The sequence below is a fragment of the Streptomyces sp. NPDC051907 genome, assembly GCF_040681075.1.
Lineage (GTDB): Bacteria > Actinomycetota > Actinomycetes > Streptomycetales > Streptomycetaceae > Streptomyces.
The window spans coordinates 1-25,809 of sequence record NZ_JBFAYB010000084.1; the positions used below are offsets into that span (position 1 = coordinate 1).

Sequence of the window (25,809 nt, forward strand, 5' to 3'; positions counted from 1 at the left end):
CCTTGGGCCGCTCGATCACCGCGGAACGGATCTCGGGGTCGGCCTCCTGGGTCAGGACGTGTCCGCGGGGCTCCCAGTTCTTCAGGTCCTTGGAGAGCGACGGATCAAGGCAGGCGGCCGCCCCACTGCCTGGTCACTTGACGCAAGCAACCGCAGTGGGTTGCATACGTTCTGTGATCGCGCACCGGGCTCCAACCGCACCTTGCCGCATGACCCGACGGGCCCGAGGAGTCATCTCGTGGACCCGGTGATCGTCGTCGGCGCAGGGCCGGTCGGGCTCGCGCTCTCCCTCGCCCTGGCCGACCAGGGCGTCCCCTGCGTACTCCTCGACGAAGGCCCCGGCAAGGAGGAGCCCCGCCCCGCTCGCACGGTCGTACTGCGCCCCGACACCGCCGCACAGCTGGAGCGGCTCGGCTGCGCGACCCTGCGCGACGAGGGGGTGCGCTGGACGGGCTGGCGCTCGATGCGGCGCCGCCAGGAGGTGCGCTGCCTGGACCTGGGCGAGGACGGCGCCCACGCGCCCCTGCACATTCCGCAGCAGGCGCTCGCCCGAGGGCTGCGGGACGCGGCCGCGCTGCACGACCTCGTCCACGTCGTCGCCGACAGCCGGCTCGACTCGCTGGAACAGGACGTGAGCGGGATCAGCGTGCACACCCGGGGGCCCGAGTCGACCTGGTGGCGCGGCAGCTATCTGGTCGGCTGCGACGGCGCGCGGTCGACGGTCCGCAAGCTGCTGGGCGTTCGCTTTCCGGGGCGCACGGCGGTGGAACGCCACGCCGTCGCCGCGCTGCGCACCGAACTCCCCTGGCCTGAGGAAGCGTTGCTGCACCGCCAGCCGCCCTGGCGCACGGGCGGCCCCGAGGTCGCCGCGCGCCCGCTGCCGGACGATGTGTGGCGGCTGGACTGGCTGCTGCCGCCGCGGGGCGAGCTGGTCACCCCCGACGCGCTGGTGGCGCGCGTACGGGACACCCTGGCCGGCTGGTGCGGCGAGACGCCGCCGTACGACCTCCTCGACACCGGCGTCTATACGCTGCACCACCGTCTCGCCCGGCGCTGGCGCGTGGACCGGGCCTTCCTGGCGGGCGACGCCGCGCATCTGCTCGGCGCGGTGGGCGCGCAAGGGCTGGACGAGGGGCTGCGGGACGCCGACAACCTGGCGTGGAAGCTGGCGCAGGTCTGGCACCACGGCCCGTCCGAGCAGCTGCTCGACAGCTATCAGGCGGAGCGGCGGACGGCCGTCGCCGCCCGGCTGCGCGCCGCCGACCAGTCGCTGCCGATACTGCGCGGCAGCGGGGCCCTGCGTACACGCCTCCCCGGCGTCGCGCGGGGGCACGATTCCCTGCTGGCGGACGGGCATCTGGGACGTGGAGCGCTCGGTGCGCCCCCCGTCTACACCCACTCCCCCCTCGCGCCCGAATACGCCCCCTCGCAGACGCTCGTCGGCACGGAGGCGGGCGCTCCGGTCGAGGACGTGGTGGTGACCGCGCCCGACGGTTCGAGCACCCGCCTGCGGGCCCGGCTGGGCCGGGGGCGTCTGCTGGTGGTGCTGGTCGCACCGGGAACCGGCGTCTGGGACCGGCGGCACTGGATGAGCGCGGGCATCATGCCGCGGCTGGCCGCGGCGGTCACGGCGCTTCCGGTACGGGCCGAGCTGCTGGTGACCGAGAGCTACCCCGAGGCCTCGGCTCATACGGTCCTGCTGGTCCGGCCGGACGGGCATCTCGTGGCGGCGTTCACGGGGGTGCGGCCCGCCGAGCTGTACTCCGCGGCGGACGCGGCACGCGGCGGAGCTCCTAGCAGCAGCTCGTCCCCGACCGGCCCGGCGGCGCCGCGGTCTCCGGCCGACTCCGCGCCCGCGTCCTCGTCGGCTTCCTCGTCGGCGTCCTCGTCGGCATCGGCGTCGGCGTCCTCGTCCGGATCCGGTTGACCTCGTCAGCGGTGCTCGTCAGCGGTGCGCGGTGACCGCACTGCGGACATCAATTGACCCTCGAGGGTCCGCATGGTCTACTCCGGAGCGTGACCGACACCGATGTGCGCCTGTGGCGGAGGGTCCATATGGACCTCGTCCGCTATGCGGGCTGCGTGTGTCGACCGTCCTGCTGAATTCGCCTTCCCTCGCGCTGCGGCTTGCTGAGCCCGCGCGCACTCCAGCGAACTCCCAGGACGGTATCCGTGTCCCAGCCTGTCTCCACCGTCGTCGTTTCCGCCGACGGCTCTGCTGCTGACGCTTCTTCCGCCGGCTCCGCCGACTCCGCCACTTCCGGGGTCGGCCGTTCACTCACTTCCGGCTCTGCTGCCTCTGTCTCCTCTCCTGCCTCTGTGCCCTCTATTGGCTCTGTCTCCTCTGCTGGCTCTGTCTCCTCTGCTGGCTCTGTCTCCTCTGCTGGCGCTGCTTCCTCCGTCGGGGCTTCCTCCGTCGGGGCTGCTGTCGGCTCTGCTTCCGCTTCACCGACCTCTGCCGATTCACCGAGCTCTGCCGAGCTGCTCGACTTCGTCCGACGCACCGCCGCCGACCGCGAGCTCATCGCCTCTCTGCCGCTCGACCCCGACGGCCGTACGTGGGTACGCCTCGAAGGCCCGGCCGGCAGCGAAGCCTGGCTCATCGCCTGGCCGCCCGGCACGGGCACGGGCTGGCACGACCACGCCGAGTCCCTGGGCGCCTTCGCCACGGCCTCCGGCGAGCTCAAGGAGCACTCTCTCGCCGTACGCCTCCCCGCCAGCGGCTGGAAGACCCTGGAGCTGAAGGAGGGCGTCGACCGCGAGCGGCGGGTGGGCGCGGGGCAGGGCCGGGCCTTCGGCAGGCACCATGTGCACGAGGTGCTCAACGAGTCGTCCGACGAGCACGCCGTGTCCGTGCATGCGTACTACCCGCCGCTGCCGCTGATGCGGCGCTTCAGCCGCAGCGGCGCGGTGCTCCGTCTTGAGCAGGTCGAGCGTCCGGAGGACTGGCAGTGAGCGACCGCGTCTCGATCGACGAGCTGTTGGAGCGGGTCCGCGAGGACCTGGACCGCGTCGAGCCTCAAGAGGCCTTCGAAGCGGCGGCGGACGGCGCCCTCCTGGTGGACATCCGTTACGCGGAGCTGCGCGACCGGGACGGGCTGATCCCCGGCGCGCTGGTCGTGGAGCGCAACGAGCTCGAGTGGCGGCTCGATCCGCAGGGCAGCCACCGCGCGCCGGAGGCGACCAGTCACGATCTCCGGGTCGTCGTGATCTGCAACGAGGGATACGCCTCGTCTCTCGCCGCCGTGTCCTTGCGGCAGTTGGGGCTGCACCGTGCGACCGACTTGGTCGGCGGCTTCCAGGCGTGGAGGGCCGCCGGCCTGCCGGTCGCACGGTAGGAGCCCGTCGTGAGAGCTCGCTATGAGTTTCTCCATGAGTGCTCTCTCTATGAGTGCTCTCTATGAGTGCTCTCTATGAGCTCAATGCGAGCTGCGCGCGAGCTCCGTGCCAGACCCGGCGCTACTGCCGAGCCGTGGCGACGTCGACCGGGCGGATCCTGAGGGCCGCCCGGCCCGGCAGCGCCGTTGCGGCCAGGGCCAGCAGGGCTGCCACGCCGACCACCGTCGCGTAGACCAGCTGCCGCACAGCAGGCGCCGCGCTGCCCGTCATGCCGACGCTGAACGCCGTCAGCACGGCCAGCGCCATGCCGGTGCCTATAGCTGCGCCGATCAGCACCACCACCACGGCCTCGGTGCGGAGCATCCGCAGTACCTGACGGCGGGTGGCGCCGGCCAGGCGGAGCATCGCGAGCTCGCGCACGCGCTCGGAGACCGACATGGCGACCGTGTTCACGGCGGCTATAGCGGTGAAGGCGAGCACGAGGCCCATAGCGAGCAGGTTGACCTCCGCGTTCGCCCGCTGGCGCTCGGCGTGCACCGCGTCGGCGGCCGCCGGGGCGAGGACGTTCATGCCCGGGAACTCCTTGACCGCGGCCGCCAGTCCAGCCCGGTCGCCGCCGCTGACCAGGACGGTCGACGCGAGCGGGTTGTCCTTGTGGTGGGCGACCGGGTCTCGGGGCAGGGTCAGATCGCCGAAGCCGAGGCCCTTGGCGTAGACGGCGACGACGGTGAAGGCGGCCGGAGTGCCGTCGCCGAGGGTGAGCTTCAGCGGTGATCCGGGCTTCAGGCGGAGCCGCTCTGCGGCGAGTTCGCTGACGGCCGCGCTGGTGGGGCCGAAGGCGTCCAGCGAGCCCTCGGTGACGCCCGGGTCCCAGGTACGGGCGAGGCCCGCAGGGGTGACGCCCTGCGTGGAGTACTTCTCCAGGCCGACCCGGACCGTGGTGCGCACGACCTCGGTCGCGGCGGTGACGCCCTGCGCCCGGCGGATCTTCGCCACGGCTTCCGCCGGGACCCCCGGGCCCTGGGCGGCCAGCACCCAGTCGGCGCGCAGCCCTTCGCGGGCCTGAGCGCGAGCGGCGTCGCCGAGGGTGGGCTGGACGAACAGGACCGTGCACGCCATGCCCACGAGCAGAGCGAGCGGTGTGACGGCGGCGGCCATCCGGGCGGCGTTGCCGCGTACGTTGGCGGCGGCGAGGGCGCCGCTGGAGCCGGTGAGCCCCAGCGGGCCTGCGAGCAGGGCCATCGCCGCCTTGACGATCAGCGGGCCGAGCAGCGAGACGGCGGCTGCCAGGACGACGACGGCCGCGAAGGTCACCGGCGTCGCAGCAGGCTCGGTGCGCAGATTGCTCAGCACGGCGACGAGGACCACCCCGCCCGCGAGGAGCACCACGCCTGCCACGAGCCGGCCCCAGGGGCGGCGGCGCTCGACTGCCGCCTCGGCCATCGCCTCCGCCGGTCGGACCCGGCTGATGCGGCGACCGGAGATCTGGGCCGAGATCCACGCCCCGAGCACGGTGACCGCGACTGCTGCGAGCATCGGGAACACACCAGGAGCCCGCTCCAGCGTCTCGGGGACCGCTTCGAGTTCGACGAACCGGCCGTGGAGCCAGGCGGCGAGCGGAAGTCCGGCGAGCGCGCCGAGGACGCCGGCCGCGGTGCCGACGAGCAGGGCCTCGCGGCCGAGGAGCCTGCGGATCTGCTTCGGCGTCGCGGCTATGGCGCGCAGCAGCGCGAGCTCGCGGTAGCGCTGCTGGATGGAGAGCGCGAAGGTGCCGACGACCACGAGGACGGCGACCGTGAGGGCGCTGCCTCCGATCGCGCCTCCCATAGAGACCAGCTTGACCCGGGCGCCGGCAGCGTCCAGGAACTCCACCGGACCGCGGTCATCGCCGGTCGACACCTGCGCTGTGGTCCCGGCGAGCGCCTTCTTGAGGCTCGCGGCCAGCTGCCCGGCACTGGTTCCGCTTTCGGGTACGACGCCGATCGCGGTGACCTGGCCCGGGCGGGCGGCGAGCCGCTGTGCCTCGGCGGTGGAGAAGAAGAGTGAGCTCTGACGGTCGAGCGCGCTGCTGATCCCGGTGACGGTGTACGTACGCGGGGACTGCGTCGACTGGACCGCCAGCCGGTCTCCGGGCTTGAGGCGCGCACGGTCGGCGAGGGCGCGGTCGACGACGAGGTCCTCGGCGGCCTTGGGAGCGCGGCCTTCGAGCAGCGTGAAGGGGGTGAGCGCGGCCGAGTCCCAGGCGTGCCCGTACGAGGGTCTGTCGGACGATTCTGCGATCAACGGCTGGGCGGGGAAAGTGAGCTCGGGCAGGACGATGCGCACGCCCTCGACGCCGCGGACCGCGGTAACGGCGCTCTGCGGCAGCCACGCCCGCTCGGCGACCGGCTTGGCCTTGTGCTTGACCTTCGTCCTGCCCTTCTTCTGCTTGACGGTGGTCTGGTGGACGTTCTGGTCGGCCGAGACGATCACGGGGGCGGCGGCGTACCGCTCGGTCGCGATCGTGCCGCGCAGACCGGTCTCCAGCAGGGATCCGCAGGCGGTGATGAGCGCGGCGGCGCACATCAACGCGGCGAAGGCGCCGAGGAATCCTCCTTTGCGGTCCCGGATGGTCTGCAGGGCGTAGCGGAGCATCATGGCTGGTCCTCGTGCGGGGAGTGGAGGGCGTTGAGGGTGTCGAGAGGGAGGGCGAAGAAGCGGGTGAGCACGGTGCGGGCGCCGGGCGGGGTGTCTGCCTCAGGGCGCTTGTAGCGGTTGAGGAGCGCGATGTACTCCTCGAAGAACTCCCGTAGTTCGGGGAGCGCGAGCGTGATCGATCCACGGGAGTACGGAAAGGCGTCGACCCACTCGCCATAGCCGTCGCCATAGCCGTCGTCGCCATAGCCGTCGCGGTCGCGGAGGCTGTCGCGGTCGCCGTCGTCTGGTCGGACGCGTGGGGCGGCCTCGCGCTGTAGCCGCTCGAAGAGATCCAGGTCGGCGGCGTACGCCTGGTGGTTCAACTCGTCCATGACGAGGCGCGTCTCGGAGCTCTGCCGGCTGCGCGGGGGAAAGCGCCGATCGCCGGGCACTGCCCGCCACCACCGCTCCCGCCGCGGGCTGGCGCCCTCGGTCTCCTCGACGAATCCATAGCGCGCGAGTTCACGCAGGTGGTAGCTGGTCGCGCCGGTGTTCAGCCCGAGAGCCCGGGCCAGGATCGCCGAGGTCGCCCGGCCGTAGAGGGTGAGCTGCTGGAGGATCAGCTGCCGTCGGGGCTGCGCCAACGCTTTGAGCGCTGCGAGATCGACGATCTCGGTGATCTCGCCTCTGCGGGCGGGTGCCTGCGTCATGCCGTACACACTGCTCTGTGCACAGATGCCTGTGCACTGGAGCAACCCGGCCTCCTGATACGGGGGTTACCCCCCACCCCCTACCGCGCAGCCTGGTCGCCCGGCACCTCATCAGCCGGCCTACGGACGGCACCCCAGCAAGGCGTAGCCGACGGGACCTCAAGGGCTGGTGTCGTTTGTCGGTGGTGCCGAGCCCGCCCATAGCAGTCAGCCTGCGGGGACCGGAACAGGCTTGGGCAGGCGCATGGGCATCGGCAAGGGCATGCGCCTGGGCACCGGAACGGGTGGTTCCGAAGGGCAGAGACCCGATGCCGGAGCGGCCCATGGGCCGGACGACCGAGCAGGCAGACAGGCAGGCAGGCAGCACGCTCGGACGGAAGGTTCGGACCGAGGGGTCGAACCAAGCAGTCGGGCCGAGGGGGCGGACCAAGTGGCCGGACCGAACCATCGGACCGCGGGGCAGGGCCAAGCAGTTCGGACCGAGCAATCGGGCCGTGCAGCCGGACCGAAGGGCTGGGCCAAACAGTCGGACCGGGCAGCCGGCCCAAGCAATCGGGCCGCGCAGTCGGGCCGAGGGCCTGGGTCAAGCAGTCGGGCCGCGCAGCCGGCCCCAACGCCCTAGAAAGGCTCGTCCAGCCCTTCCGTGTCCTCGCCTTCCTCCTCCAGCGCCTGCCGGACCACGCGCAGGGCCATGCCCTCGGAGTAGCCCTTGCGGGCGAGCATGCTGGCCAGGCGGCGCAGCCGGCGGTCGCGGTCGAGGCCGCGGGTGGAGCGGAGCTTACGGGCGACCAGTTCGCGCGCGGTCTCCTCCTCCTGGTCGGAGTCGAGCTGCCCGACCGCCTCGTCGATCAGGGCGGAGTCCACGCCCTTGGTGCGCAGCTCCCGCGCGAGCGCGCGGCGGGCGAGCCCCCGGCCGTGGTGCCGGGACTCCACCCATGCGCCCGCGAAAGCCGCGTCGTCGATCAGCCCCACGTCCTCGAAGCGGGAGAGGACCTCCTCGGCCACGTCCGAGGGGATCTCACGCTTGTGCAGCGCGTCCGCGAGCTGCTTGCGGGTGCGCGGGGTCCCGGTGAGCAGGCGCAGGCAGATCGCCCGCGCCCGCTCAGCCGGATCCTGGGGCGACAGCTCCTTCTCGGCCCTCGACGAGTCGGTGCTGTCACCCAGCCATTCGGTACGCCGGGCCATGGCCTAGCCCTTGGCCGCCGCCGTCTTGGACGCCTTGGCCTTGGAGGCAGGCGCGGGCACCGACTTCGCCGCGTCCTCAGCCGGCGCCGCCGCGGTCACGGCGTCCGTGCCGGGCTCGGCCGTCGGGGCCTCCGGCCTGACGCCGACGCCCAGCTTCTCCTTGATCTTCTTCTCGATCTCATTGGCGAGATCGGGGTTGTCCTTCAGGAAGTTGCGGGCGTTCTCCTTGCCCTGTCCCAGCTGGTCGCCCTCGTACGTGTACCAGGCGCCCGCCTTGCGGACGAAGCCGTGCTCCACGCCCATGTCGATCAGGCCGCCCTCGCGGCTGATGCCCTGGCCGTAGAGGATGTCGAACTCGGCCTGCTTGAAGGGCGGCGCGACCTTGTTCTTCACGACCTTGACGCGGGTGCGGTTGCCGACCGCGTCCGTGCCGTCCTTGAGGGTCTCGATACGACGGATGTCGAGTCGCACCGAGGCGTAGAACTTCAGCGCGCGGCCGCCGGTCGTGGTCTCCGGCGAGCCGAACATCACGCCGATCTTCTCGCGGAGCTGGTTGATGAAGATCGCGGTGGTCTTCGACTGGTTCAGCGCGCTGGTGATCTTCCGCAGCGCCTGGCTCATCAGGCGGGCCTGGAGACCGACGTGCGAGTCGCCCATCTCGCCCTCGATCTCCGCACGCGGCACGAGCGCGGCGACGGAGTCGATGACGATCAGGTCGAGCGCGCCGGAGCGCACGAGCATGTCGACGATCTCGAGTGCCTGCTCGCCGTTGTCCGGCTGGGAGAGGATCAGGTTGTCGATGTCGACGCCGAGCTTCTTGGCGTACTCAGGGTCGAGGGCGTGCTCGGCGTCCACGAAGGCCACCGCTCCGCCGGCCTTCTGCGCGTTGGCGACAGCGTGCAGGGTCAGGGTCGTCTTACCGGAGGACTCCGGTCCGTACACCTCCACGACGCGGCCGCGCGGCAGGCCGCCGACGCCGAGCGCGACGTCGAGCGCGGTCGACCCGGTGGGGATGACCTCGATGGGCTCATTCGGCCGCTCGCCCAGGCGCATCACCGCGCCCTTGCCGAATTGCCGTTCAATCTGTGCGAGCGCGGCGTCGAGCGCCTTCTCGCGGTCGGTTCCTGCCATGGGTTCCACCCGGTTTGCTTGAGTCGATCGCTTCACGTCAAAGACGCTAACCCCTGCCACTGACAATGGGCCCCGACGTCCTTCCAGCCTGTGGATAACTCTCGGAAACCGAGGGCCGGAATCCCATAAGAATGGATGTTCGATTTTGGTGTCAAGCGCACCACGCGACACTGGGGACACGGGGCTCCAGCCCTCGGCACACGGGCCTCCAAGCCCTCGCCCGCCATGGCTCAGGGGTCCTGGACCGTCATCGGAGACGAGTGCCCCCGGGCCAGACGGCTCGGGGGCACTCGGGAGGCAAGGGACCCGGGTCAGGAGCGGCCGTCGTCCGCGGCGGTCGCCGGGGCAGGAACGCTGCCGTCCTCGCCCGCGCCGCCCTCGGCCAGGCGGCTCTTGCGCAGCGCCCGCCGCATCCGCGCGATCGCCGGGCCGCGGTGTCTGCTGTGACTGTGCACCCGCGGATCGTCGGTCACGTCGTACCGCTTCACATAGGCGCCCAGGAACGCCTGCAGCGTCGCGACCGCCGGGATGGCGATCAGCGCGCCGACCGCTCCGAGCAGCGCCGTTCCCGCGATCACCGAGCCGAAGGCCACCGCCGGGTGGATGTCGACGGTCTTGGCGGTGAGCTTGGGCTGCAGCACGTAGTTCTCGAACTGCTGGTAGATCACGACGAAGCCGAGCACCCATAGCGCGTACCAGGGGTCGACGGTGAAGGCGATCAGCATCGGCAGCGCGCCCGCGAGGTAGGTGCCGATGGTCGGGATGAACTGCGAGACCAGTCCGACCCACACGGCGAGCGCCGGGGCGTAGGGCACGCCCAGGATCTCCAGCAGGATGTAGTGCGCGATGCCCGAGATCAGTGCCATCAGACCGCGCGAGTAGAGGTATCCGCCGGTCTTGTCGACGGCGATCTCCCAGGCGCGCAGCACCTCGGCCTGCTTGGCCGGCGGCAGCACGGAGCAGAGCGCGCGGCGCAGCCGGGGCCCGTCGGCCGCGAAGTAGAACGAGAACAGGAAGATCGTCAGCAGTCTGAACAGACCACCGAGCACCGTGGCGGAGATGTCGAGCACGCCGCTCGCGCTGTTCTGCACGTACTTCCGCAGCCAGTCCGAGCGCAGCAGGCTGTCCTGCACCTCGACCCGGGAGAGCTCCGTCTGGAAGCTCTGGTTGATCCATCTGATGACGGAGTCGAGGTACTTCGGGAAGTCCTCGACCATGTCGACGATCTGGCCCGCGAGCATCGAGCCGAGGAGTACGACGAAGCCGATGGACGTGACCATGACCGCGAAGAAGACCAGGAAGGTCGCCAGTCCTCGGCGTACGCCACGGGCAGCCATCCGTCCGACAGCCGGCTCGATCGCCAGCGCCAGGAAGAACGCGATCAGGACATTGATCAGCAGCCCGATGAGCTGGTGGAAGGCCCAGCTGCCGAGCTGGAAGCAGGCGTAGAGCGCCAAGGCGAGCACCATGGCGCGCGGCAGCCAGCGGGGCATGCGGGCGTGACCGCTCGCCGTGGCCGCGGGCGCGGCGGGCGGCGCGGCCGGGGGGCTGCCGTCTCCCGCCGTCGCGCCCTGCGCGAACGCGTCGGGGGCTGCGGACGCCTGCCGGGCGGAGCTCTGCTGAGCAGGCATGCCCGGCTTGGCCGCGTCCGGCTTGGTCGTGTCCTGAGTGGAGGTTCCCTGCATGGACGTGTCCTGCGAGGACGTGTCCTGAGCGGTCTTGTCGGTCGGAGGCACCGGGCCAGTGTCGCCTACGGGCCGGGCTTCGTGTTGTCCGGCCCGTATCCCGCCCAGCGTCCCGCCCGCGCCTGGCTCTATAGCTCGCTGTTTGAGCCATACGGCAGGAGAGAAGCCGACGCGGACGGCGGCCAGGTCACGCGGTCGCCGCCCCTTGGCCGGTCACGCTCGGTCGGTCACGCCGGGGCGGTCACCCTCGGCCGACCGCCCCGGAGTACGGCCCGGGCGCTGCTCTCAGCGCTTGTCCGCGGGAACGCCGACCGCCGCGCAGACCCCTCGCCACACGTCCTTGGCCTCCCACCCCGCCGCCAGGGCCTCGTGCACCGTACGACCCCCGAGTTCGGCCATCACATAGTCGCGCGCGAAGGAGTCGGCGTATGCCTGGCCGAAGTGGTCAGCCATCCGCTCCCAGAAAATCGTCAACCGCATGACGCCAGTATCCCGCCCCTAAGGGTGCTGCCGCGTCCGTCCCGCTTGCCGAAAGCCCTTTCCGCCCTACGGTCAGAACATGGCTGGAACCGGAGCAACCCCCGCACCCCCGCTCGCGTCTCCTCTCGCCCGCGCCGAGCACTTCATCTGGCTGACGGCCCGCGTGCTAGAACAGCGCCGGTTCGCGTACCACTTCCTGGGCGGCGCCTCGGACGCCGTCGAGACCGCCCTGGCGGCACATCTCAACGAAGACGGCGGCTATGGGCACGCGCTGGAACCGGATCTGCGCGGTCCGGTCAGCCAGCCGCTGCACACCGCGCACGCGCTGCGCGTCCTGGACTCCATCGGACGCTGCGGCGGGCTGCGCGTCGAGCGGATCTGCCGCTATCTGACCGACGTCTCCACCCACGACGGGGCGCTGCCCGCGATCCACCCGTCCCAGCGCGGCTATCCGGCGGCGCCCTTCCTCTCGATCGTCGACTCGCCGCCGAGCGACCTGCTGGCGACCGGTCCCGTAGTGGGGCTTCTGCACCGCAACCAGGTATGGCACGCGTGGCTGTTCCGGGCCACGGACTTCTGCTGGGCCGCGGTCGACGCGATCGACAAGTCGCATCCGTACGAGATCCAGGCCGCGGTCGCCTTCCTGGACGGCGTTCCGGACCGCTCGCGCGCCGAGGCGGCGGCAGACCGACTGGGCAGGCTGGTGCGCAAGCAGCGGCTGGCGGCGCTGGATCCGGCCCGCCTCGACGACTACCCGGTGGCCTCGGGCTACGCGGAGGGCGAGCACCACTTCCCGTACGACTTCGCCCGCACGCCCCAGTCGCTCGCCCGCCGCTGGTTCACGGACGAGGAGATGGAGCGCTCTCTGGAGCATCTCGCCGGCGAGCAGCTCGAGGACGGCGGCTGGCCGATCCGCTGGCGCGCGTGGGCGCCCGGCACCGCCCTGGAGTCACGGCCGATCGTGACGATCGAGGCCCTGCGGACGCTGCGGGCGCACGGCCGCGCCATCGGCTGAGCGCCGGCTGCGCAAGGCCGCCGCCACGGACGCCGAACACGCGGACACCGAACACACGGCCGCCTCTCGATCGGCCGTCCTCGCCGAGAGTCCGTCCGAGCCGATCGACGAGGACAGTCGATCGGCTCTCCTAGGCTGTTTTCAGCCGCCGAGCGCCCGTACGCCCGCGGTGACCGCCACCGCGGCCCCGACCACGACGAGGAAGGGGGCTCGCAGGACGAGCGCGAGGGCCGCGGCGCCCAGTCCGGCGGCCCGGGCGTCGAGGACGAGCGAGTCGTTCACGCTGAACGTCTGCTGCGCGGTCAGCGCGGCCAGCAGCGCGACGGGCAGCAGGGCGGCCAGCCGCTGGACGAGGGGGCGCTCCAGCGCGTTCGCCGGCACGAGCAGCCCGACGAGCTTCACGAGGTAGCAGCCGACGGCGGTCGCCGCGATCGCGATCCAGATGGTCATCGGTCCTCGCCCTTCGCGTCGTTCGGCCTGCTCAGCCCGTTCACGTCGTCCCTCTCGTCGGCGTCGTTCCCCTCGCCCACGTCACGCACATCGCGTAGGTCTTCCGGCTCGCCGTCCTTCGTCTCGTCGCCGCCCATGGCGCGGCCCTTGAACCACAGCACCGCGGGCGCGGCCAGCGCGGCGACCAGCACCGGCACGCCGGCGGGCAGCACCGGGAGGAAGCCGAGCCCCAGCACGACCGCGAGCCCGGCGACGGCCCGTTCGGTCGTCGTACGCAGCATGGGCGCGAGGAGCGCCAGGAAGACCGCGGGTCCGGCCGCGTCCAGGCCCCAGGCCTGGGTGTCGCCGATGGCCTCGGCCCCCAGCGCCCCGAGGAGCGTGGTGAGGTTCCACAGCACATAGAGCGTCACGCCGGTGACGGTGAACCCGAGGCGGGCACTGCGCCGGGTCGGCTGGGCGAGAGCGACGGCCGTGGTCTCGTCGATGACCCAGTGCGCGGCGAGGGGGCGCAGGGCGCAGGAACCGGGGCAGGGCCAGCAGCTGGGACAGCCGCAGGCCATAGAAGGCGTTGCGCACGCCGAGGAAGAACGCCCCCGCAGCGGCGGTGAGCGGATTGCCCCCGGCGGCTATAGCGCCCACCAGCGCGAACTGCGAGGCGCCGGTGAACACCAGCAGGCTGAGCGCACAGGTCTGCAGGAGGCTGAGTCCCGCTCCCGCGGAGGTCACCCCGAAGGCGAAGCCGGAGAGGCCGACGGCTATACCGACGCCGAGGGCGTCGCGGACGACGGCCGAGTCCGGCTTGGACGGGGGCTCGGTCGCTGTCCGTGTCAGCGGATTCCTGTCTGCGTCACCGGTTGCACGGCCTCCATAGCCGCCCGGCTCGACCGCGCTGCCGTCCGTGTCGCGGGCCGCACGGCCTGCTGCGGGATCCGCCGCGCGAATCCCGTCGTGAATATCTGGCTGAGCTGTCTGTTCTGGCACGTCGGGGACGTTAGTCGGGGCTCTCGCCGATGGTCTTGTACGTTCTTGCGCGCTCTTTGCGATAAGCGCCCGGCGGCACGCCGACGATCCGTGTGAAGTGCCGGTTCAGATGCGGCTGGTCGGTGAAGCCGACGGCGACGGCCGCCTCGGCGGGCGCGGTGCCGACGTCCAGCAGATGGCGTGCGCGCCGTACGCGCGCGTCCGTGAGCCAGGTGTGGGGCGGCATGCCGTACTCCGCCTTGAAGGCCCGCAGCAGCGCGAAAGGACTGGTGCCGAGCTCCTGGGCCAGCCGCTCCAGGGAGGGCGGCTCGGCCATCCGCTCCTCCAGGAGCTGCCGGGCGACGGCTGCCGTGCGGGCGCCGGAGGCGGCGGGCGTACGGGAGGGGAGTGCGCGTCCATAGCGGCCGAGCAGCCGGGCCACGGCCATGCGCAGCAGGCTGTCGGCGGCGAGGGCGTTGCCCTGCTCCGCGGCCTGGTGCACCCCGCGTATCAGCTGGGCGGTCTCCGGGTCTTTCACGATCGTCTCGGCGAATCCGGGGGTGCCGCGGATCGGGGTCACCGCCGCGGCGATGTCGGAGACGAGCTCGACTGAGGGGTAGAGGGTGGAGTAGGTCCAGCCTTCCGGGACGCCGGCCCGGGCGGAGTGCGGCACCTCCGGGTTGATCATGACGACGGTGCCGGGGCCTGCCCGTACGAGGCCGTCCGGCATGCTCACGTCCTCGAGCCCGCCGGTGACCGCGCCGAAGGTGAAGCCCTCGTGGCTGTGGCGGGGGAAGGTGTGCCGGACGTATCGGGCCCGCAGCAGGTCGAGGCCCGGCAGCTCCTCGTGCTGCCAGTGCCTCGCCCACTCGTGCTCGTGTTCCGTCAGCCGCCCCATGCAGCCATTGTGCGCCGTCGGCCGCGCCCCTGACCTGGACGTCCATGGCCTGGACCCTGATTGTCAGTGGTGCGGTGCACGATGGGGGACATGGCTGGCACCGCGCTCGACTCCTTCTCCTCCGCGACCCGCGCCTGGTTCACGGGGGCCTTCAACGCGCCCACCGCCGCGCAGGAAGGCGCCTGGCGGGCCATCGCGGAGGGCTCGGACGTGCTGGTGGTCGCGCCGACCGGCTCCGGCAAGACCCTCGCCGCATTCCTCGCCGCCCTGGACCAGCTGACGTCCACGCCCCCGCCAGCGGACGCGAAGAAGCGCTGCCGCGTGCTGTACGTGTCGCCGCTCAAGGCCCTGGCGGTCGATGTGGAGCGCAACCTGCGCAGCCCGCTCACCGGAATCCGGCAGGAGTCCGTGCGGCTCGGGCTGCCCGAGCCGGAGGTGCGGGTGGGCATCCGCTCGGGCGACACCCCGCCCGCCGAGCGGCGGTCGCTGGCCTCCAAGCCGCCGGACATCCTGATCACCACGCCCGAGTCGCTGTTCCTGATGCTCACCTCCTCGACGCGGGAGGCCCTGTCGGGCATCGAGACGGTGATCCTGGACGAGGTGCACGCCGTCGCGGGGACCAAGCGCGGTGCGCATCTGGCGCTGTCGCTGGAGCGGCTCGACGAGCTGCTGCCGCGTCCGGCCCGGCGGATCGGCCTGTCGGCGACGGTACGGCCGGTGGACGAGGTGGCCCGCTATCTCTCGCCGCAGCGCAAGGTGGAGATCGTCCAGCCGCCCTCCGGCAAGGAGTTCGACCTCTCCGTCGTCGTTCCGGTGGAGGATCTGGGCGAGCTCGCCGGCTCCCCCGCCACCGAGTCCGACCCGGGCGAGAAGCCGTCGATCTGGCCGCATGTGGAGGAGCGGATCGCCGACCTCGTCCAGGCGCACCGCTCCACGATCGTCTTCGCCAACTCCCGGCGCCTGGCGGAGCGGCTGTGCAACCGCCTCAATGAGATCGCGTACGAGCGAACCATGGGCGAGGCGCTGCCCGAGGGCGGTCCGCCGGCGGAGGTGATGGCCCAGTCCGGCGCCGCGCGCGGCGCGCCGGCCCTGCTCGCCCGCGCGCACCACGGCTCGGTCTCCAAGGAGCAGCGGGCCCTGGTCGAGGAGGACCTGAAAGCGGGCCGGCTGCCCGCCGTGGTGGCCACCTCCAGCCTGGAGCTGGGCATCGACATGGGCGCGGTCGACCTGGTCGTCCAGGTCGAGTCGCCGCCGTCCGTCGCCTCCGGCCTGCAGCGGGTGGGCCGCGCGGGACACCAGGTGGGCGCGGTCTCCACAGGCGTCGTCTTCCCCAAATACCGGGGCGACTTGGTGCAGGCGGCCGTGGTCACCGAGCGGATGCGCACCGGCTCCATCGAGTCGCTGCGCATTCCGTCGAACCCGCTGGACGTGCTGGCGCAGCAGCTGGTCGCCATGGTCGCCCTGGACACCTGGCAGGTCGACGACCTGCTCGCCCTGACGCGCCGGGCGGCGCCGTTCGCCTCGCTCCCCGAGTCCGCGTTCACCGCCGTCCTCGACATGCTCGCCGGGCGCTATCCCTCCGACGCGTTCGCCGAGCTGCGCCCACGCGTGGTGTGGGACCGCGTAGCGGGCACGGTCACCGGCCGACCCGGCGCCCAGCGCCTCGCCGTCACCTCCGGCGGCACCATCCCCGACCGCGGCCTGTTCGGCGTCTTCCTGGCCGGGGCCGACCCGAAGAAGGGCGGCGGCCGGGTCGGCGAGCTCGACGAGGAGATGGTGTACGAGTCCCGGGCGGGCGACGTCTTCACCCTGGGCACCACCTCGTGGCGGATCGAGGACATCACCCGCGACCGCGTCCTGGTCACTCCCGCGCCCGGGGTGCCGGGTCGGCTCCCGTTCTGGAAGGGCGACCAGCTGGGCCGGCCGCTGGAACTGGGCCGCGCGGTGGGCGCGTTCCTGCGCGAGGTGGGCGGCCTGTCCCAGGAGGACGCCCGGCTGCGGCTGCTGGCCGCCGGTCTGGACGCCTGGGCCGCTGACAACGTGCTGGCCTATCTCGACGAGCAGCGCCAGTCCTGCGGCCATGTCCCCGACGACCGGACGATCCTGGTCGAGCGGTTCCGGGACGAGCTGGGCGACTGGCGGGTCGTGATCCATTCGCCGTTCGGGGCGCAGGTGCACGCCCCCTGGGCGCTGGCGCTGGGGGCGCGTCTCGCCGAGCGCTATGGCATGGACGCCCAGGTGATGCACGCCGACGACGGGATCGTGCTGCGGCTGCCGGACGCGGATCTGATGGGCCTGGACCTCCTCGACCAGGAACCCGTTCACCTCGACGCGGCCTATGACAGCGAGCAGGCGCCCATCGGCGCGGCGGACGCCGTCTTCGACAAGGGCGAGATCAGCCAGGTCGTCACCGACCAGGTGGGCGGCTCCGCGCTGTTCGCCTCCCGGTTCCGCGAGTGCGCGGCCCGGGCGCTGCTGCTGCCGCGGCGCAGCCCGGGCAAGCGGACCCCGCTGTGGCAGCAGCGCCAGCGCGCGGCCCAGCTGCTTCAGGTGGCGAGCGAGTTCGGCTCCTTCCCGATCGTCCTCGAAGCGGTCCGCGAGTGCCTACAGGACGTCTTCGACGTCCCCGGGCTCACCGAGCTGATGGGCGACATCGAGTCCCGCCGGGTCCGGCTGGTGGAGGTCACGACCGCCGAGCCGTCGCCGTTCGCCCGCTCCCTGCTGTTCGGCTACGTCGCCCAGTTCCTGTACGAGGGCGACTCGCCGCTCGCCGAGCGCCGGGCCGCCGCGCTCTCCCTGGACTCGCGGCTGCTCGCCGAACTGCTGGGCCAGGCCGAGCTGCGCGAGCTGCTCGACCCCGAGGTCCTGACCGAGCTGGAGCGGGAGCTGCAGTGGCTCACCGAGGACCGGCGGATCAAGGACGCCGAGGGCGTCGCCGACCTGCTGCGGATCCTCGGCCCGCTCACCGACGCGGAGCTGGCCGAGCGCGGGAGCGACCCGCGGTGGCCCCAGGCGCTGGCCGCCGCGCGCCGGGCCATCCAGGTGCGGATCGCGGGCGCCGACCACTGGGCGGCGATCGAGGACGCGGGCCGACTCCGCGACGCGCTGGGGACGGCCCTCCCGGTAGGCGTCCCCGAGGCCTTCACCGAGCCGGTCAAGGACCCGCTCGGCGACCTCCTCGCCCGCTTCGCGCGTACGCACGGCCCGTTCACCTCCACCCAGGCCGCCGCCCGCTTCGGTCTCGGCGCAGCCGTCACCGACGGGGCGCTGCATCGGCTCGCCGCCGCCGGGCGCGTGGTCCAGGGCGAGTTCCACCCCTCCGGCATCGGGCAGGAGTGGTGCGACGCGGCCGTGCTGCGCCGGCTGCGCCGCCGTTCGCTGGCAGCGCTGCGCCAGGAGCTGGAGCCGGCGCCGCCGGCGGCGCTCGCCTCCTTCCTCCCGCAGTGGCAGCACCTGGGCAGCAACAGCCTGCGCGGCATCGACGGGCTCGCGCGCGCCGTGGAGCAGCTCCAGGGCACCGCGGTCCCCGCCTCGGCGCTGGAGAAGCTGATCCTCCCGTCCCGCGTCCTGGGGTACGCCCCCACGCTCCTGGACGAGCTGACCACGACGGGCGAGGTCGTCTGGGCCGGAGCGGGCTCGCTGCCCGGCAAGGACGGGTGGATCTCCCTCTACCTCGCGGACGCCGCCCCGCTGCTGCTGCCCCCGCCGCACCCGCTGGAGCTCTCCGCCCTCCACGAGTCGGTCCTCAGCGCGCTCGCCCCCGGGTACGGCCTGTTCTTCCGCCAGATCGCCGACCAGATCCGCGCCACCACGCACCCCGACGCCGCAGACCCCCAGATCGCCGACGCCGTCTGGGACCTGGCCTGGTCGGGCCGGCTCACCAACGACACCCTGGCCCCGCTGCGCTCGCTGCTCGGCTCGGGCCGCACGGCGGGCTCGACCGCCCACCGCGCCAAGCGCACCGTGCCCCGCGGGCGCTATGGCAGCCTCACGGCGGCGGCCCGCCCCGCCTCCCGCACCGGCCCGCCGACCGTCTCCGGACGCTGGTCCCTGCTCCCGACCCTCGAACCCGACCCGACGCACCGGGCGCACGCACTGGCCCGCACCCTTCTGGACCGCCATGGGGTGGTGACCCGGGGCGCGGTGGCGGCCGAGGGCGTGGAGGGCGGGTTCTCCGCGACGTACCGCATCCTGTCGGCCTTCGAGGACAGCGGGCAGGCGCGCCGAGGCTATGTCGTGGAGGGGCTGGGCGCGGCCCAGTTCGCCATGGACGGCGCGGTGGACCGCCTGCGCGCGGCCGCCAACGCCAAGGACCGGGCCGACGTGCAGAGCGCGCCGCGCGCCCTGGTGCTGGCCGCAGCCGACCCCGCCAACGCCTATGGAGCCGCGCTGCCCTGGCCCGAGCCCCCGACCGACGCGGGCCACAAGCCGGGCCGCAAAGCGGGCTCCCTGGTCGTGCTGGTCGACGGAGAGCTCACGCTGTACATGGAGCGGGGCGGCAAGACCCTTCTCGCCTGGGCGACCGAACCGGACGACCCAGCCCTGCACGCCGCCGCCGAAGCCCTCGCCTCCGCGGCCCGCGCGGGCGCGCTGGGCACCGTCACGGTGGAGCGGGCCAACGGCGCGTCGGCGCTGACCTCCCCGTTGGCGCGCTCCCTGGAGACCGCCGGCTTCCACGCCACCCCGAGGGGGCTACGGCTGCGGCCTTGATCACCAGAGCGCTCCCTCCCGGGCCGCCGCTCCGCGTGGGCGTCGAAGGCGAGTGGACATCGAATCCGCGTGGACGTCGAAGGCGAGGGCGCCGTGCACCGGCCGACCCGTGCACCGGCCGACCGGGGACCGCCCACACCCCCCCACCCCGCCGTCGTCGCGCATCATGGATGCCATGCCCGAAGGAGACACCGTCTGGCTGACCGCCAAGCGTCTGGACACGGCTCTCGCCGGCCGGACGCTGACCCGGTCCGACCTGCGAGTCCCGCGGTTCGCCACCGCCGACCTCACCGGCCGGACCGTCGCCGACGTCACCCCGCGCGGCAAACACCTCCTCACCCGCATCGAGGGCGGTCTCACCCTCCACTCGCACCTGCGGATGGACGGCGCCTGGCAGGTGTACGACCCGGGCGCCCGCTGGCGCGGCCCGAGCCACCAGATCCGGGCGATCCTCGGCAACGCCGAGCACACTGCGGTCGGCTACCGCCTGCCGGTGCTGGAGCTGCTGCGGACCCAGGACGAGGAGAAGGTCGTGGGCCACCTCGGACCGGATCTGCTGGGCCCGGACTGGGACCCGGACACGGCACGTGACAATCTGCTCGCCGACCCCTCCCGCGCCCTCGGCGAGGCCCTGCTCGACCAGCGCAATCTGGCTGGGATCGGCAACGTCTACAAGTCCGAGCTGGCCTTCCTGGCCCGCGTCACGCCCTGGCTCCCCGTCGGCGAGCTCCCCGAGACGGTCCCCGAGCGGCTCATGGCCACCGCGCACCGGCTCCTGGAGAGGAACAAGAGCACCTTCGAACGCCAGACCACCCCGACCGACCGCAGCGTGCCGGCCGGTCCCCGCCGCGGCCCTCTCGGCCCCCGGCTGTACGTCTACGGCCGTGCGGACCAGCCGTGCCTGCGCTGCGGCGCCCTCATCCGCAGAGCCCAACAGGGTGACGGCAACGCCGAACGCGTCACCTACTGGTGCCCGGGCTGCCAGTCAGGCCCCTCGGGACCCACCGCCTGACGACGGCGCACGCGGCCCCTCGAAGTGGGGCGCGCCGACGGCGAGCCTGAAGGCGGCGACGGCGCCCGCCCCCGCCCCGACGACGGCGAGCCCGCGACGACGCTCACGCCCGCCCCGGCAACGCCCTAAGCGCCGCAGCCCGCCCACGGCACCCTCCCGGCCGGCCCGCCCGGCCCGCGCTCCCGGCCCCCGGTCGATCTCGGCCCGACCCAGCCCGCGCTCCCGTCGGGGCCCGCCCGACCCACGCTCCCGGCCCGGCCCCGGTCGATCCCGCCCGCGCCCCACTCCCCCAGCCGCGCACCCCCAGCCGAGCCCCCCCAGAACCCAGAACCCACCCACCAGTTGACGACCCGTCAGCTCCAGTCGTACCGTCCCCGCATGCCACTGCTGAAGGCGTACGACCTCACCGGCCGCACCGCGTTCGTCACCGGCGCGGCCAGCGGCATAGGCCGGGCCGCCGCGCTGCTGCTCGCCGAGGCGGGCGCCGCCGTGCACTGTGCGGACCTCGACGAGAAGGGCCTCGACGAGACCCGGGAGCTCATCGCGGAATCGGGGGGCGAGGCCCACGTCCACCCCCTCGACGTCGCCGACCGCGCACAGGTCAGAGCCGCCGTCGCGGCCGCGGGCGGCCTCGTCGACATCGTGGCCGCCATAGCGGGGATCATGCACACCAGCTCCGTGCTGGAGACCAGGGACGAGGACCTCGACCGCGTTCTCGCGGTCAACTTCAAGGGCGTTCTGCACACCTGCCAGGAGACCGCCCGCGCCATGATCGCCGCGGGCTCGCCCGGCTCCATCGTCACTATGGCGTCCGGCGCCGTGGACGCGGCCCAGGCCGGCCTGCTCTGCTACAGCGCCGCCAAGGCCGCCGTCGTCCAGCTCACCAAGACCCTGGCGACCGAGCTCGGCCCGCACTCCATACGCGTCAACGCCGTCGCGCCCGGCTGGGTCCGCACCGCCATGACCGACCGTCATGACGCGGAGCTTCAGCACCAGACCGAGGCGGGGATGGTGCGGATGTCCCCGCTCCGCCGCGTCGGCGAGCCCGAGGACGTCGCCCACGCCGTCCTGTATCTGGCGTCCGAGGCGTCGTCCTTCACGACAGGCCAGATCCTGCGCCCGAACGGCGGTGTCGCGATGCCCTGGTGACAGGGCGTCTCGATGTCCTGGCGACAGACCGGGGCGCGGCCACATGGACCGGCAGCAGGCTCAGCCCCCAGCCGCCCGCGACCATCGCTCCCTCGACGAGCCCCGCCTGCTCGGGCACGAGGGCCAGCCGCAGCACGGCCCACCACCACAGCACGCCGGCCACGACCCCGAGGACGACCGCAGACACCACGGCGACCCCGCGCACCGCCATAGCCGCCTCCTCCGGTTCACGCCACTCCGGCCGGTTCACGCTAGTGCGACGGGATCATCTGCCGTCAGGGCGCACGCGGTGCAGGTCCGGCGCACCGGAGCACGGCGCCGCCCGCCGAGAGGCACGACAAGAGCTCTCTCTCGCCCCACGCGCCCCACGTGCGCACCCACCGGCCGAGCGTCCCCTCGCACGCGAGGCGCCGCCCGCCCGATGGATTCCACCTACCCGCGTCCCAACGAGGCCCGCATCCCGGCCGCCCCGATTCCGCATTCCCGGCTGCCCCGAACTCGCGCCCAGGGCCGCCCCGCGTCCCGCCTACGCGCTCTCCGCCTGGAACATCCAGGCATGCTTCTCAAGGTCCGCGGTCAGCGTGATCAGCATGTCCTGGCTGACGGGATCGGGGTCCGCGGTCGCCTCGATCCGCTCCCGCATCCGCACGACCACCGCGCCGAGCGCGTCCACCAGGATCTGCACGGCGTCGACGTCCTTGACCCATCCCTCGGGCACCGCGCCGATCGCGCTCTGCTTGGCCACGGTCGCGGCCCGCCCGTCCGGCGTCACGCCGATCGCGGACGCCCGCTCGGCCACGATGTCGGAGTGCTGCCGAGCCGTGTCCACGACCTCGTCGAGCTGCAGATGAACGGACCTGAAGCGCGGGCCGACCACGTTCCAGTGCACCTGCTTCGCCACCAGCGAGAGATCCACCAGATCGACGAGCGCGCCGCGCAGGGCGTCGCCCACCGTCTTGAGGTCCGCATCGGACAAGGGGCTCTTCACGACAGACATCCGTGTCCTCCATCCGGTTCTCAGGCATCCGGTTCTCAGATACCTGTCACGATGGCACAGCTACCCCGAACAGGACATTCGGCACCTCAGACCGCCAGATCATCGGAAGAGAACCGGCAGACCACCGGGAGAGAACCGGAAGAGCAGCCGAGAAGAGGCGGAAGAGCAGCAGAAAACGCCGCAGAGAAGGACGCGGAGAACACGCAGAGAAGCCCCGCGGACACAGCTGAGCCCCGACTGGTCGCAGTGGACCAACCGGGGCTCAACCGTACAAACCAAGCCGTGCAGAGCCGTACGGATCAGGCGGCGACGACGTCGACCGCCTCCGCAGGCGCCTTGATCGTCACCCGCTCCGTCGGCACACCCGCCACCGACGTCACGGAGACGGAATTGAGCATCGGGCGTACTGGCGCAGGCACCGGCTCACTCGCCGCTGCCGACTCGGCCAGCTCGGCCAGCGACAGCTCGTCGCTCACTTCACGCATGAGCTCGGACATCCGTACGTCAAGCGCGTCGCAGATCGCGGAGAGCAGCTCGGAGGATGCCTCCTTCTGCCCCCGTTCCACCTCGGAGAGATAGCCGAGCGATACTCGGGCGGACGAGGAGACTTCGCGCAGAGTACGGCCCTGGCGCTGGCGCTGCCGACGCAGCACGTCACCCAGCAGGCGACGGAGCAGAATCATCGGTGGCTCCCTCCTCGGACCGCGTAGCCGCATCCTTCACGCCCCACCGTACCGCCTCGCGCCGCGGCCGTGCGGGGAGCGATGTCGTGTTCACTCAGGGCTGCAAACATCAAGTCCCCCCGTTCTGTTCCGTATCCTGTGTCCGCGCATTCTCGTGCAGTTCGCCGGAGAGCAGGTCGAGCACTCTCCGTACACTCTCTCTACGGATTTCCGCCCGGCTCCCGTTCAATCGCAGCGCGGCTGCTTTCCTTTGGCCCAGCGGCCCGGCGACGGCCACGAAGACCGTCCCCACAGGCTGTCCGTCCTGCGGCTCCGGCCCGGCCACACCGGTGGTCGAGATCCCCCAGGCGGCGCCGAGCATCCCCCGTACCCCGGCCGCCATCTGCTGTGCGACCTCGGGATCGACAGCTCCGCGCTCCGCCAGGAGGGTTCCGTCGACTTTCAGGAGGTCCCTCTTGAGAGTGGTTGCGTACGCCGTGACGGACCCGAGGAAGGTCCGGGAGGCTCCGGGGACGGACGTCAGCTCGGCGGCCACCAGACCGCCTGTGAGGGACTCGGCGACCGCCAGGGTCTCGCCACGCTCCGCAAGCAGCGCCAGCACCCGCTCCGCCGCGCCGCCGCCCCCGTCGCCGCGGTTCACCGCTCGCTGCCCGCCGCGGCCCGCTCCTCGGCGAGCCCCTTGCGCCTCAGCACGATCGCCTGCCGCACGTAGTCGAGGCCGGTGACGACCGTCAGCAGGACGGCCACCGCCATCACCCAGAAGCGCAGGGTGGCCAGTGGACCGGTCAGCGCGAGGACGTACATCCCCACCGCCGTGCCCTGCGCGAGGGTCTTCATCTTGCCGCCGCGGCTGGCCGGAATGATTCCGTGCCGGATCACCCAGAACCGCATCAGCGTGATCCCGAGCTCGCGGAAGAGGATGACGCCGGTCACCCACCACGGCAGGTCGCCGAGCGCCGAGAGGCAGATCAGTCCGGCGGCCATGATCGCCTTGTCGGCGATCGGGTCTGCGATCTTCCCGAAGTCGGTGACCAGGTTGTACGTGCGCGCCAGATGCCCGTCGAAGATGTCGGTGATCATGGCGACCGCGAACGCCGCCCACGCCCAGGCGCGCCAGGCCGGGTCGTAGCCGCCGTCCTGGAGCATGAGCACGACGAACGCCGGCACGAGGACCAGCCGCACCATGGTCAGGATGTTGGCGATGTTCCACAGGCTGGCCTGATTGACGGCCGCGGCGCCCAGCTTGCCGCCGGGAGCCGGCCTACCGGTTCCGCCCGCCGCGGATGCCGGCACTCCCGTCATCTGCCCGCCTCCTCGCCCAGACATTCGGCCACCAGGTCGACGCCCTCCGTGCCCACGACCTTCGCCACGACCATACGGCCGGGCACGAGGCCGTCGCTCTCCACGAAGACCACCTGTCCGTCCGTCTCCGGCGCCTGGTGCGCGGCGCGGCCCACAGCGCCGTCCTCGCCGTCCACGGACTCGACCAGCACCTCCAGGGTCTCGCCGAGACGCTCCTCCGCGCGCTGCGCGGTGAGCTCCTCCGCGAGCCGCGACAGGTGCTCCAGGCGCTCGGCGATCACGTCAGCGTCCAGCTTGCCCTCGTAGGAGACGGCCTCGGTGCCGTCCTCGTCGGAGTAGCCGAAGACGCCGATGGCGTCCAGGCGCGCGCCGGTGAGGAAGCGTTCCAGCTCGGCGAAGTCCGCCTCGCTCTCGCCGGGGAAGCCGACGATGAAGTTGGAGCGCACGCCGGCCTGCGGTGCCTTGCCGCGGATCGTCTCCAGCAGCTCAAGGAACCGCTCGGTGTCGCCGAAGCGCCGCATGGCGCGCAGCACTCCGGGCGCGGAGTGCTGGAACGACAGGTCGAAGTAGGGCGCGATCTTCTCGGTCGACGTGAGCACGTCGATGAGGCCCGGGCGCATCTCGGCGGGCTGGAGGTAGCTGACGCGGACGCGCTCGATGCCGTCGACGGCGGCGAGCTCCGGCAGGAGGGTCTCCAGCAGCCGGATGTCCCCGAGGTCCTTGCCGTACGAGGTGTTGTTCTCGGAGACCAGCATGACCTCCTTGACGCCCTGCTCGGCCAGCCAGCGGGTCTCGCCCAGCACGTCGCTCGGCCGGCGGGAGACGAAGGAGCCGCGGAAGGAGGGGATGGCGCAGAAGGAGCAGCGCCGGTCGCAGCCGGAGGCGAGCTTCACCGAGGCCACGGGGCTGGCGCCCAGCCTGCGGCGCAGCGGCGCGCGCGGCCCGGACACGGGAGCGACCCCCTCCGGCAGGTCCTCGGGGGCCGGGGCGATCTCCCCGTGGCCCGGCAGGGCCACGTCGGAGACGGCCTCCTGCCGCTCGACCGGGCTCAGCGGCAGCAGCTTGCGGCGGTCGCGCGGGGTGTGGGCGGCGTGGTGGCCGCCGCTGAGGATGGTCTGCAGACGGTCGGAGATGTCGGCGTAGTCGTCGAAGCCGAGCACGCCGTCGGCCTCGGGCAGCGCCTCGGCGAGCTCCTTGCCGTAACGCTCGGCCATGCAGCCGACGGCGACCACCGCCTGGGTTCTGCCGTGGTCCTTCAGATCATTGGCTTCGAGGAGGGCGTCGACGGAGTCCTTCTTGGCGGCCTCGACGAACCCACAGGTGTTGACGACTGCGACGTCCGCGTCGGCGGCTTCCTCGACGAGCTCCCAGCCGTCCGCTGCCAAGCGGCCTGCGAGCTCCTCCGAGTCCACCTCGTTACGGGCGCAGCCAAGAGTGACAAGGGCGACGGTACGGCGTTCGGGCATGGGCTCAAGACTACTTTGTCC

General features: G+C 72.4%; 22 protein-coding genes and 1 pseudogene. 8 read left to right on the plus strand and 15 right to left on the minus strand.

Features of this window, described 5'->3' with window-relative positions:
• Positions 1–238 precede the first annotated feature (238 nt).
• The 4 genes from AB0M39_RS31815 (at position 239) to AB0M39_RS31830 (ending at position 3,338) form a co-directional block, all read left to right on the plus strand.
• Positions 239–1,927, plus strand: a complete 1,689-nt coding sequence (locus AB0M39_RS31815) for an FAD-dependent monooxygenase (protein WP_365369855.1) — start codon at positions 239–241, stop codon at positions 1,925–1,927.
• 104 nt (positions 1,928–2,031) lie between these two features.
• Positions 2,032–2,103 carry a putative leader peptide gene (locus AB0M39_RS31820; RefSeq protein ID WP_309544753.1) on the plus strand — a complete coding sequence of 24 codons (72 nt, stop codon included), beginning with the start codon at positions 2,032–2,034 and terminating at the stop codon, positions 2,101–2,103.
• Between the two features lie 216 nt (positions 2,104–2,319).
• Positions 2,320–2,955: a cysteine dioxygenase gene (locus tag AB0M39_RS31825; RefSeq protein ID WP_365369857.1), complete on the plus strand. Its 636-nt coding sequence runs from the start codon at positions 2,320–2,322 to the stop codon at positions 2,953–2,955.
• The gene (locus AB0M39_RS31830; protein WP_365369859.1) at positions 2,952–3,338 is read left to right on the plus strand and encodes a rhodanese-like domain-containing protein; all 387 of its coding nucleotides are present in this window, start codon (positions 2,952–2,954) and stop codon (positions 3,336–3,338) included. Before AB0M39_RS31825 ends, AB0M39_RS31830 begins: the two co-directional genes overlap by 4 nt.
• A 121-nt stretch (positions 3,339–3,459) precedes the next feature.
• On the opposite strand, the gene AB0M39_RS31835 is transcribed toward AB0M39_RS31830, so the two are convergent.
• From AB0M39_RS31835 to AB0M39_RS31860, 6 genes are all read right to left on the minus strand, one after another.
• Positions 3,460–5,976: an FtsX-like permease family protein gene (locus AB0M39_RS31835; RefSeq protein ID WP_365369861.1), complete on the minus strand. Its 2,517-nt coding sequence runs from the start codon at positions 5,974–5,976 to the stop codon at positions 3,460–3,462.
• Positions 5,973–6,665 carry a helix-turn-helix domain-containing protein gene (locus tag AB0M39_RS31840; protein ID WP_365369863.1) on the minus strand — a complete coding sequence of 231 codons (693 nt, stop codon included), beginning with the start codon at positions 6,663–6,665 and terminating at the stop codon, positions 5,973–5,975. Before AB0M39_RS31840 ends, AB0M39_RS31835 begins: the two co-directional genes overlap by 4 nt.
• Before the next feature lie 618 nt (positions 6,666–7,283).
• Positions 7,284–7,850, minus strand: a complete 567-nt coding sequence (gene recX / locus AB0M39_RS31845) for a recombination regulator RecX (RefSeq protein ID WP_365369865.1) — start codon at positions 7,848–7,850, stop codon at positions 7,284–7,286.
• A gap of 3 nt (positions 7,851–7,853) precedes the next feature.
• Complete coding sequence (gene recA / locus AB0M39_RS31850) at positions 7,854–8,981, minus strand: recombinase RecA (protein ID WP_365369867.1); 1,128 nt, start codon at positions 8,979–8,981, stop codon at positions 7,854–7,856.
• Between the two features lie 311 nt (positions 8,982–9,292).
• Positions 9,293–10,717, minus strand: a complete 1,425-nt coding sequence (locus AB0M39_RS31855; protein WP_365369869.1) for an AI-2E family transporter — start codon at positions 10,715–10,717, stop codon at positions 9,293–9,295.
• A gap of 234 nt (positions 10,718–10,951) precedes the next feature.
• Positions 10,952–11,146, minus strand: coding sequence for a DUF3046 domain-containing protein (locus AB0M39_RS31860; protein WP_365369871.1), 195 nt, complete (start codon positions 11,144–11,146; stop codon positions 10,952–10,954).
• Positions 11,147–11,225: 79 nt separating this feature from the next.
• Here AB0M39_RS31860 and AB0M39_RS31865 point away from each other — a divergent pair, with 79 nt between their 5' ends.
• Positions 11,226–12,161, plus strand: a complete 936-nt coding sequence (locus tag AB0M39_RS31865) for a hypothetical protein (protein ID WP_365369873.1) — start codon at positions 11,226–11,228, stop codon at positions 12,159–12,161.
• A gap of 141 nt (positions 12,162–12,302) precedes the next feature.
• On the opposite strand, the gene AB0M39_RS31870 is transcribed toward AB0M39_RS31865, so the two are convergent.
• From AB0M39_RS31870 to AB0M39_RS31880, 3 genes and pseudogenes are all read right to left on the minus strand, one after another.
• On the minus strand, positions 12,303–12,611 hold the full coding sequence (locus tag AB0M39_RS31870; protein ID WP_365369874.1) for an AzlD domain-containing protein: 309 nt from the start codon (positions 12,609–12,611) through the stop codon (positions 12,303–12,305).
• A pseudogene (locus tag AB0M39_RS31875) lies at positions 12,608–13,442 on the minus strand (AzlC family ABC transporter permease). The gene AB0M39_RS31870 and the pseudogene AB0M39_RS31875 overlap by 4 nt, the downstream one beginning before the upstream one ends.
• A gap of 160 nt (positions 13,443–13,602) precedes the next feature.
• Positions 13,603–14,469 carry an AraC family transcriptional regulator gene (locus AB0M39_RS31880; protein ID WP_365369876.1) on the minus strand — a complete coding sequence of 289 codons (867 nt, stop codon included), beginning with the start codon at positions 14,467–14,469 and terminating at the stop codon, positions 13,603–13,605.
• A gap of 90 nt (positions 14,470–14,559) precedes the next feature.
• On the opposite strand from AB0M39_RS31880, the gene AB0M39_RS31885 reads away from it, so the two are divergent.
• The 3 genes from AB0M39_RS31885 (at position 14,560) to AB0M39_RS31895 (ending at position 21,340) form a co-directional block, all read left to right on the plus strand.
• Positions 14,560–19,179 (plus strand): ATP-dependent helicase, encoded by a 4,620-nt coding sequence (locus AB0M39_RS31885; protein ID WP_365369878.1) that lies wholly within the window; start codon positions 14,560–14,562, stop codon positions 19,177–19,179.
• Positions 19,180–19,354: 175 nt separating this feature from the next.
• Positions 19,355–20,191, plus strand: a complete 837-nt coding sequence (locus tag AB0M39_RS31890) for a DNA-formamidopyrimidine glycosylase family protein (protein WP_365369880.1) — start codon at positions 19,355–19,357, stop codon at positions 20,189–20,191.
• Positions 20,192–20,569: 378 nt separating this feature from the next.
• Complete coding sequence (locus tag AB0M39_RS31895; protein WP_365369882.1) at positions 20,570–21,340, plus strand: SDR family NAD(P)-dependent oxidoreductase; 771 nt, start codon at positions 20,570–20,572, stop codon at positions 21,338–21,340.
• Here the strand turns inward: AB0M39_RS31895 and AB0M39_RS31900 are convergent.
• The 6 genes from AB0M39_RS31900 to rimO form a co-directional block, all read right to left on the minus strand.
• Positions 21,288–21,551: a hypothetical protein gene (locus AB0M39_RS31900; protein ID WP_365369884.1), complete on the minus strand. Its 264-nt coding sequence runs from the start codon at positions 21,549–21,551 to the stop codon at positions 21,288–21,290. The two genes, AB0M39_RS31895 and AB0M39_RS31900, sit on opposite strands and share 53 nt — an antisense overlap.
• A gap of 315 nt (positions 21,552–21,866) precedes the next feature.
• A complete protein-coding gene (locus tag AB0M39_RS31905; RefSeq protein WP_365369886.1) occupies positions 21,867–22,337 on the minus strand; it encodes a DNA starvation/stationary phase protection protein in 471 nt (156 codons plus the stop codon).
• Positions 22,338–22,636: 299 nt separating this feature from the next.
• Positions 22,637–23,020, minus strand: coding sequence for a helix-turn-helix transcriptional regulator (locus AB0M39_RS31910; protein WP_019889909.1), 384 nt, complete (start codon positions 23,018–23,020; stop codon positions 22,637–22,639).
• A 109-nt stretch (positions 23,021–23,129) separates the two neighbouring features.
• The gene (locus tag AB0M39_RS31915; RefSeq protein ID WP_365369889.1) at positions 23,130–23,621 is read right to left on the minus strand and encodes a nicotinamide-nucleotide amidohydrolase family protein; all 492 of its coding nucleotides are present in this window, start codon (positions 23,619–23,621) and stop codon (positions 23,130–23,132) included.
• Between the two features lie 35 nt (positions 23,622–23,656).
• The gene (gene pgsA / locus AB0M39_RS31920) at positions 23,657–24,322 is read right to left on the minus strand and encodes a CDP-diacylglycerol--glycerol-3-phosphate 3-phosphatidyltransferase (protein ID WP_365369891.1); all 666 of its coding nucleotides are present in this window, start codon (positions 24,320–24,322) and stop codon (positions 23,657–23,659) included.
• Positions 24,319–25,788 (minus strand): 30S ribosomal protein S12 methylthiotransferase RimO, encoded by a 1,470-nt coding sequence (gene rimO, locus AB0M39_RS31925; protein ID WP_365369893.1) that lies wholly within the window; start codon positions 25,786–25,788, stop codon positions 24,319–24,321. Before rimO ends, pgsA begins: the two co-directional genes overlap by 4 nt.
• Positions 25,789–25,809 lie beyond the last annotated feature (21 nt).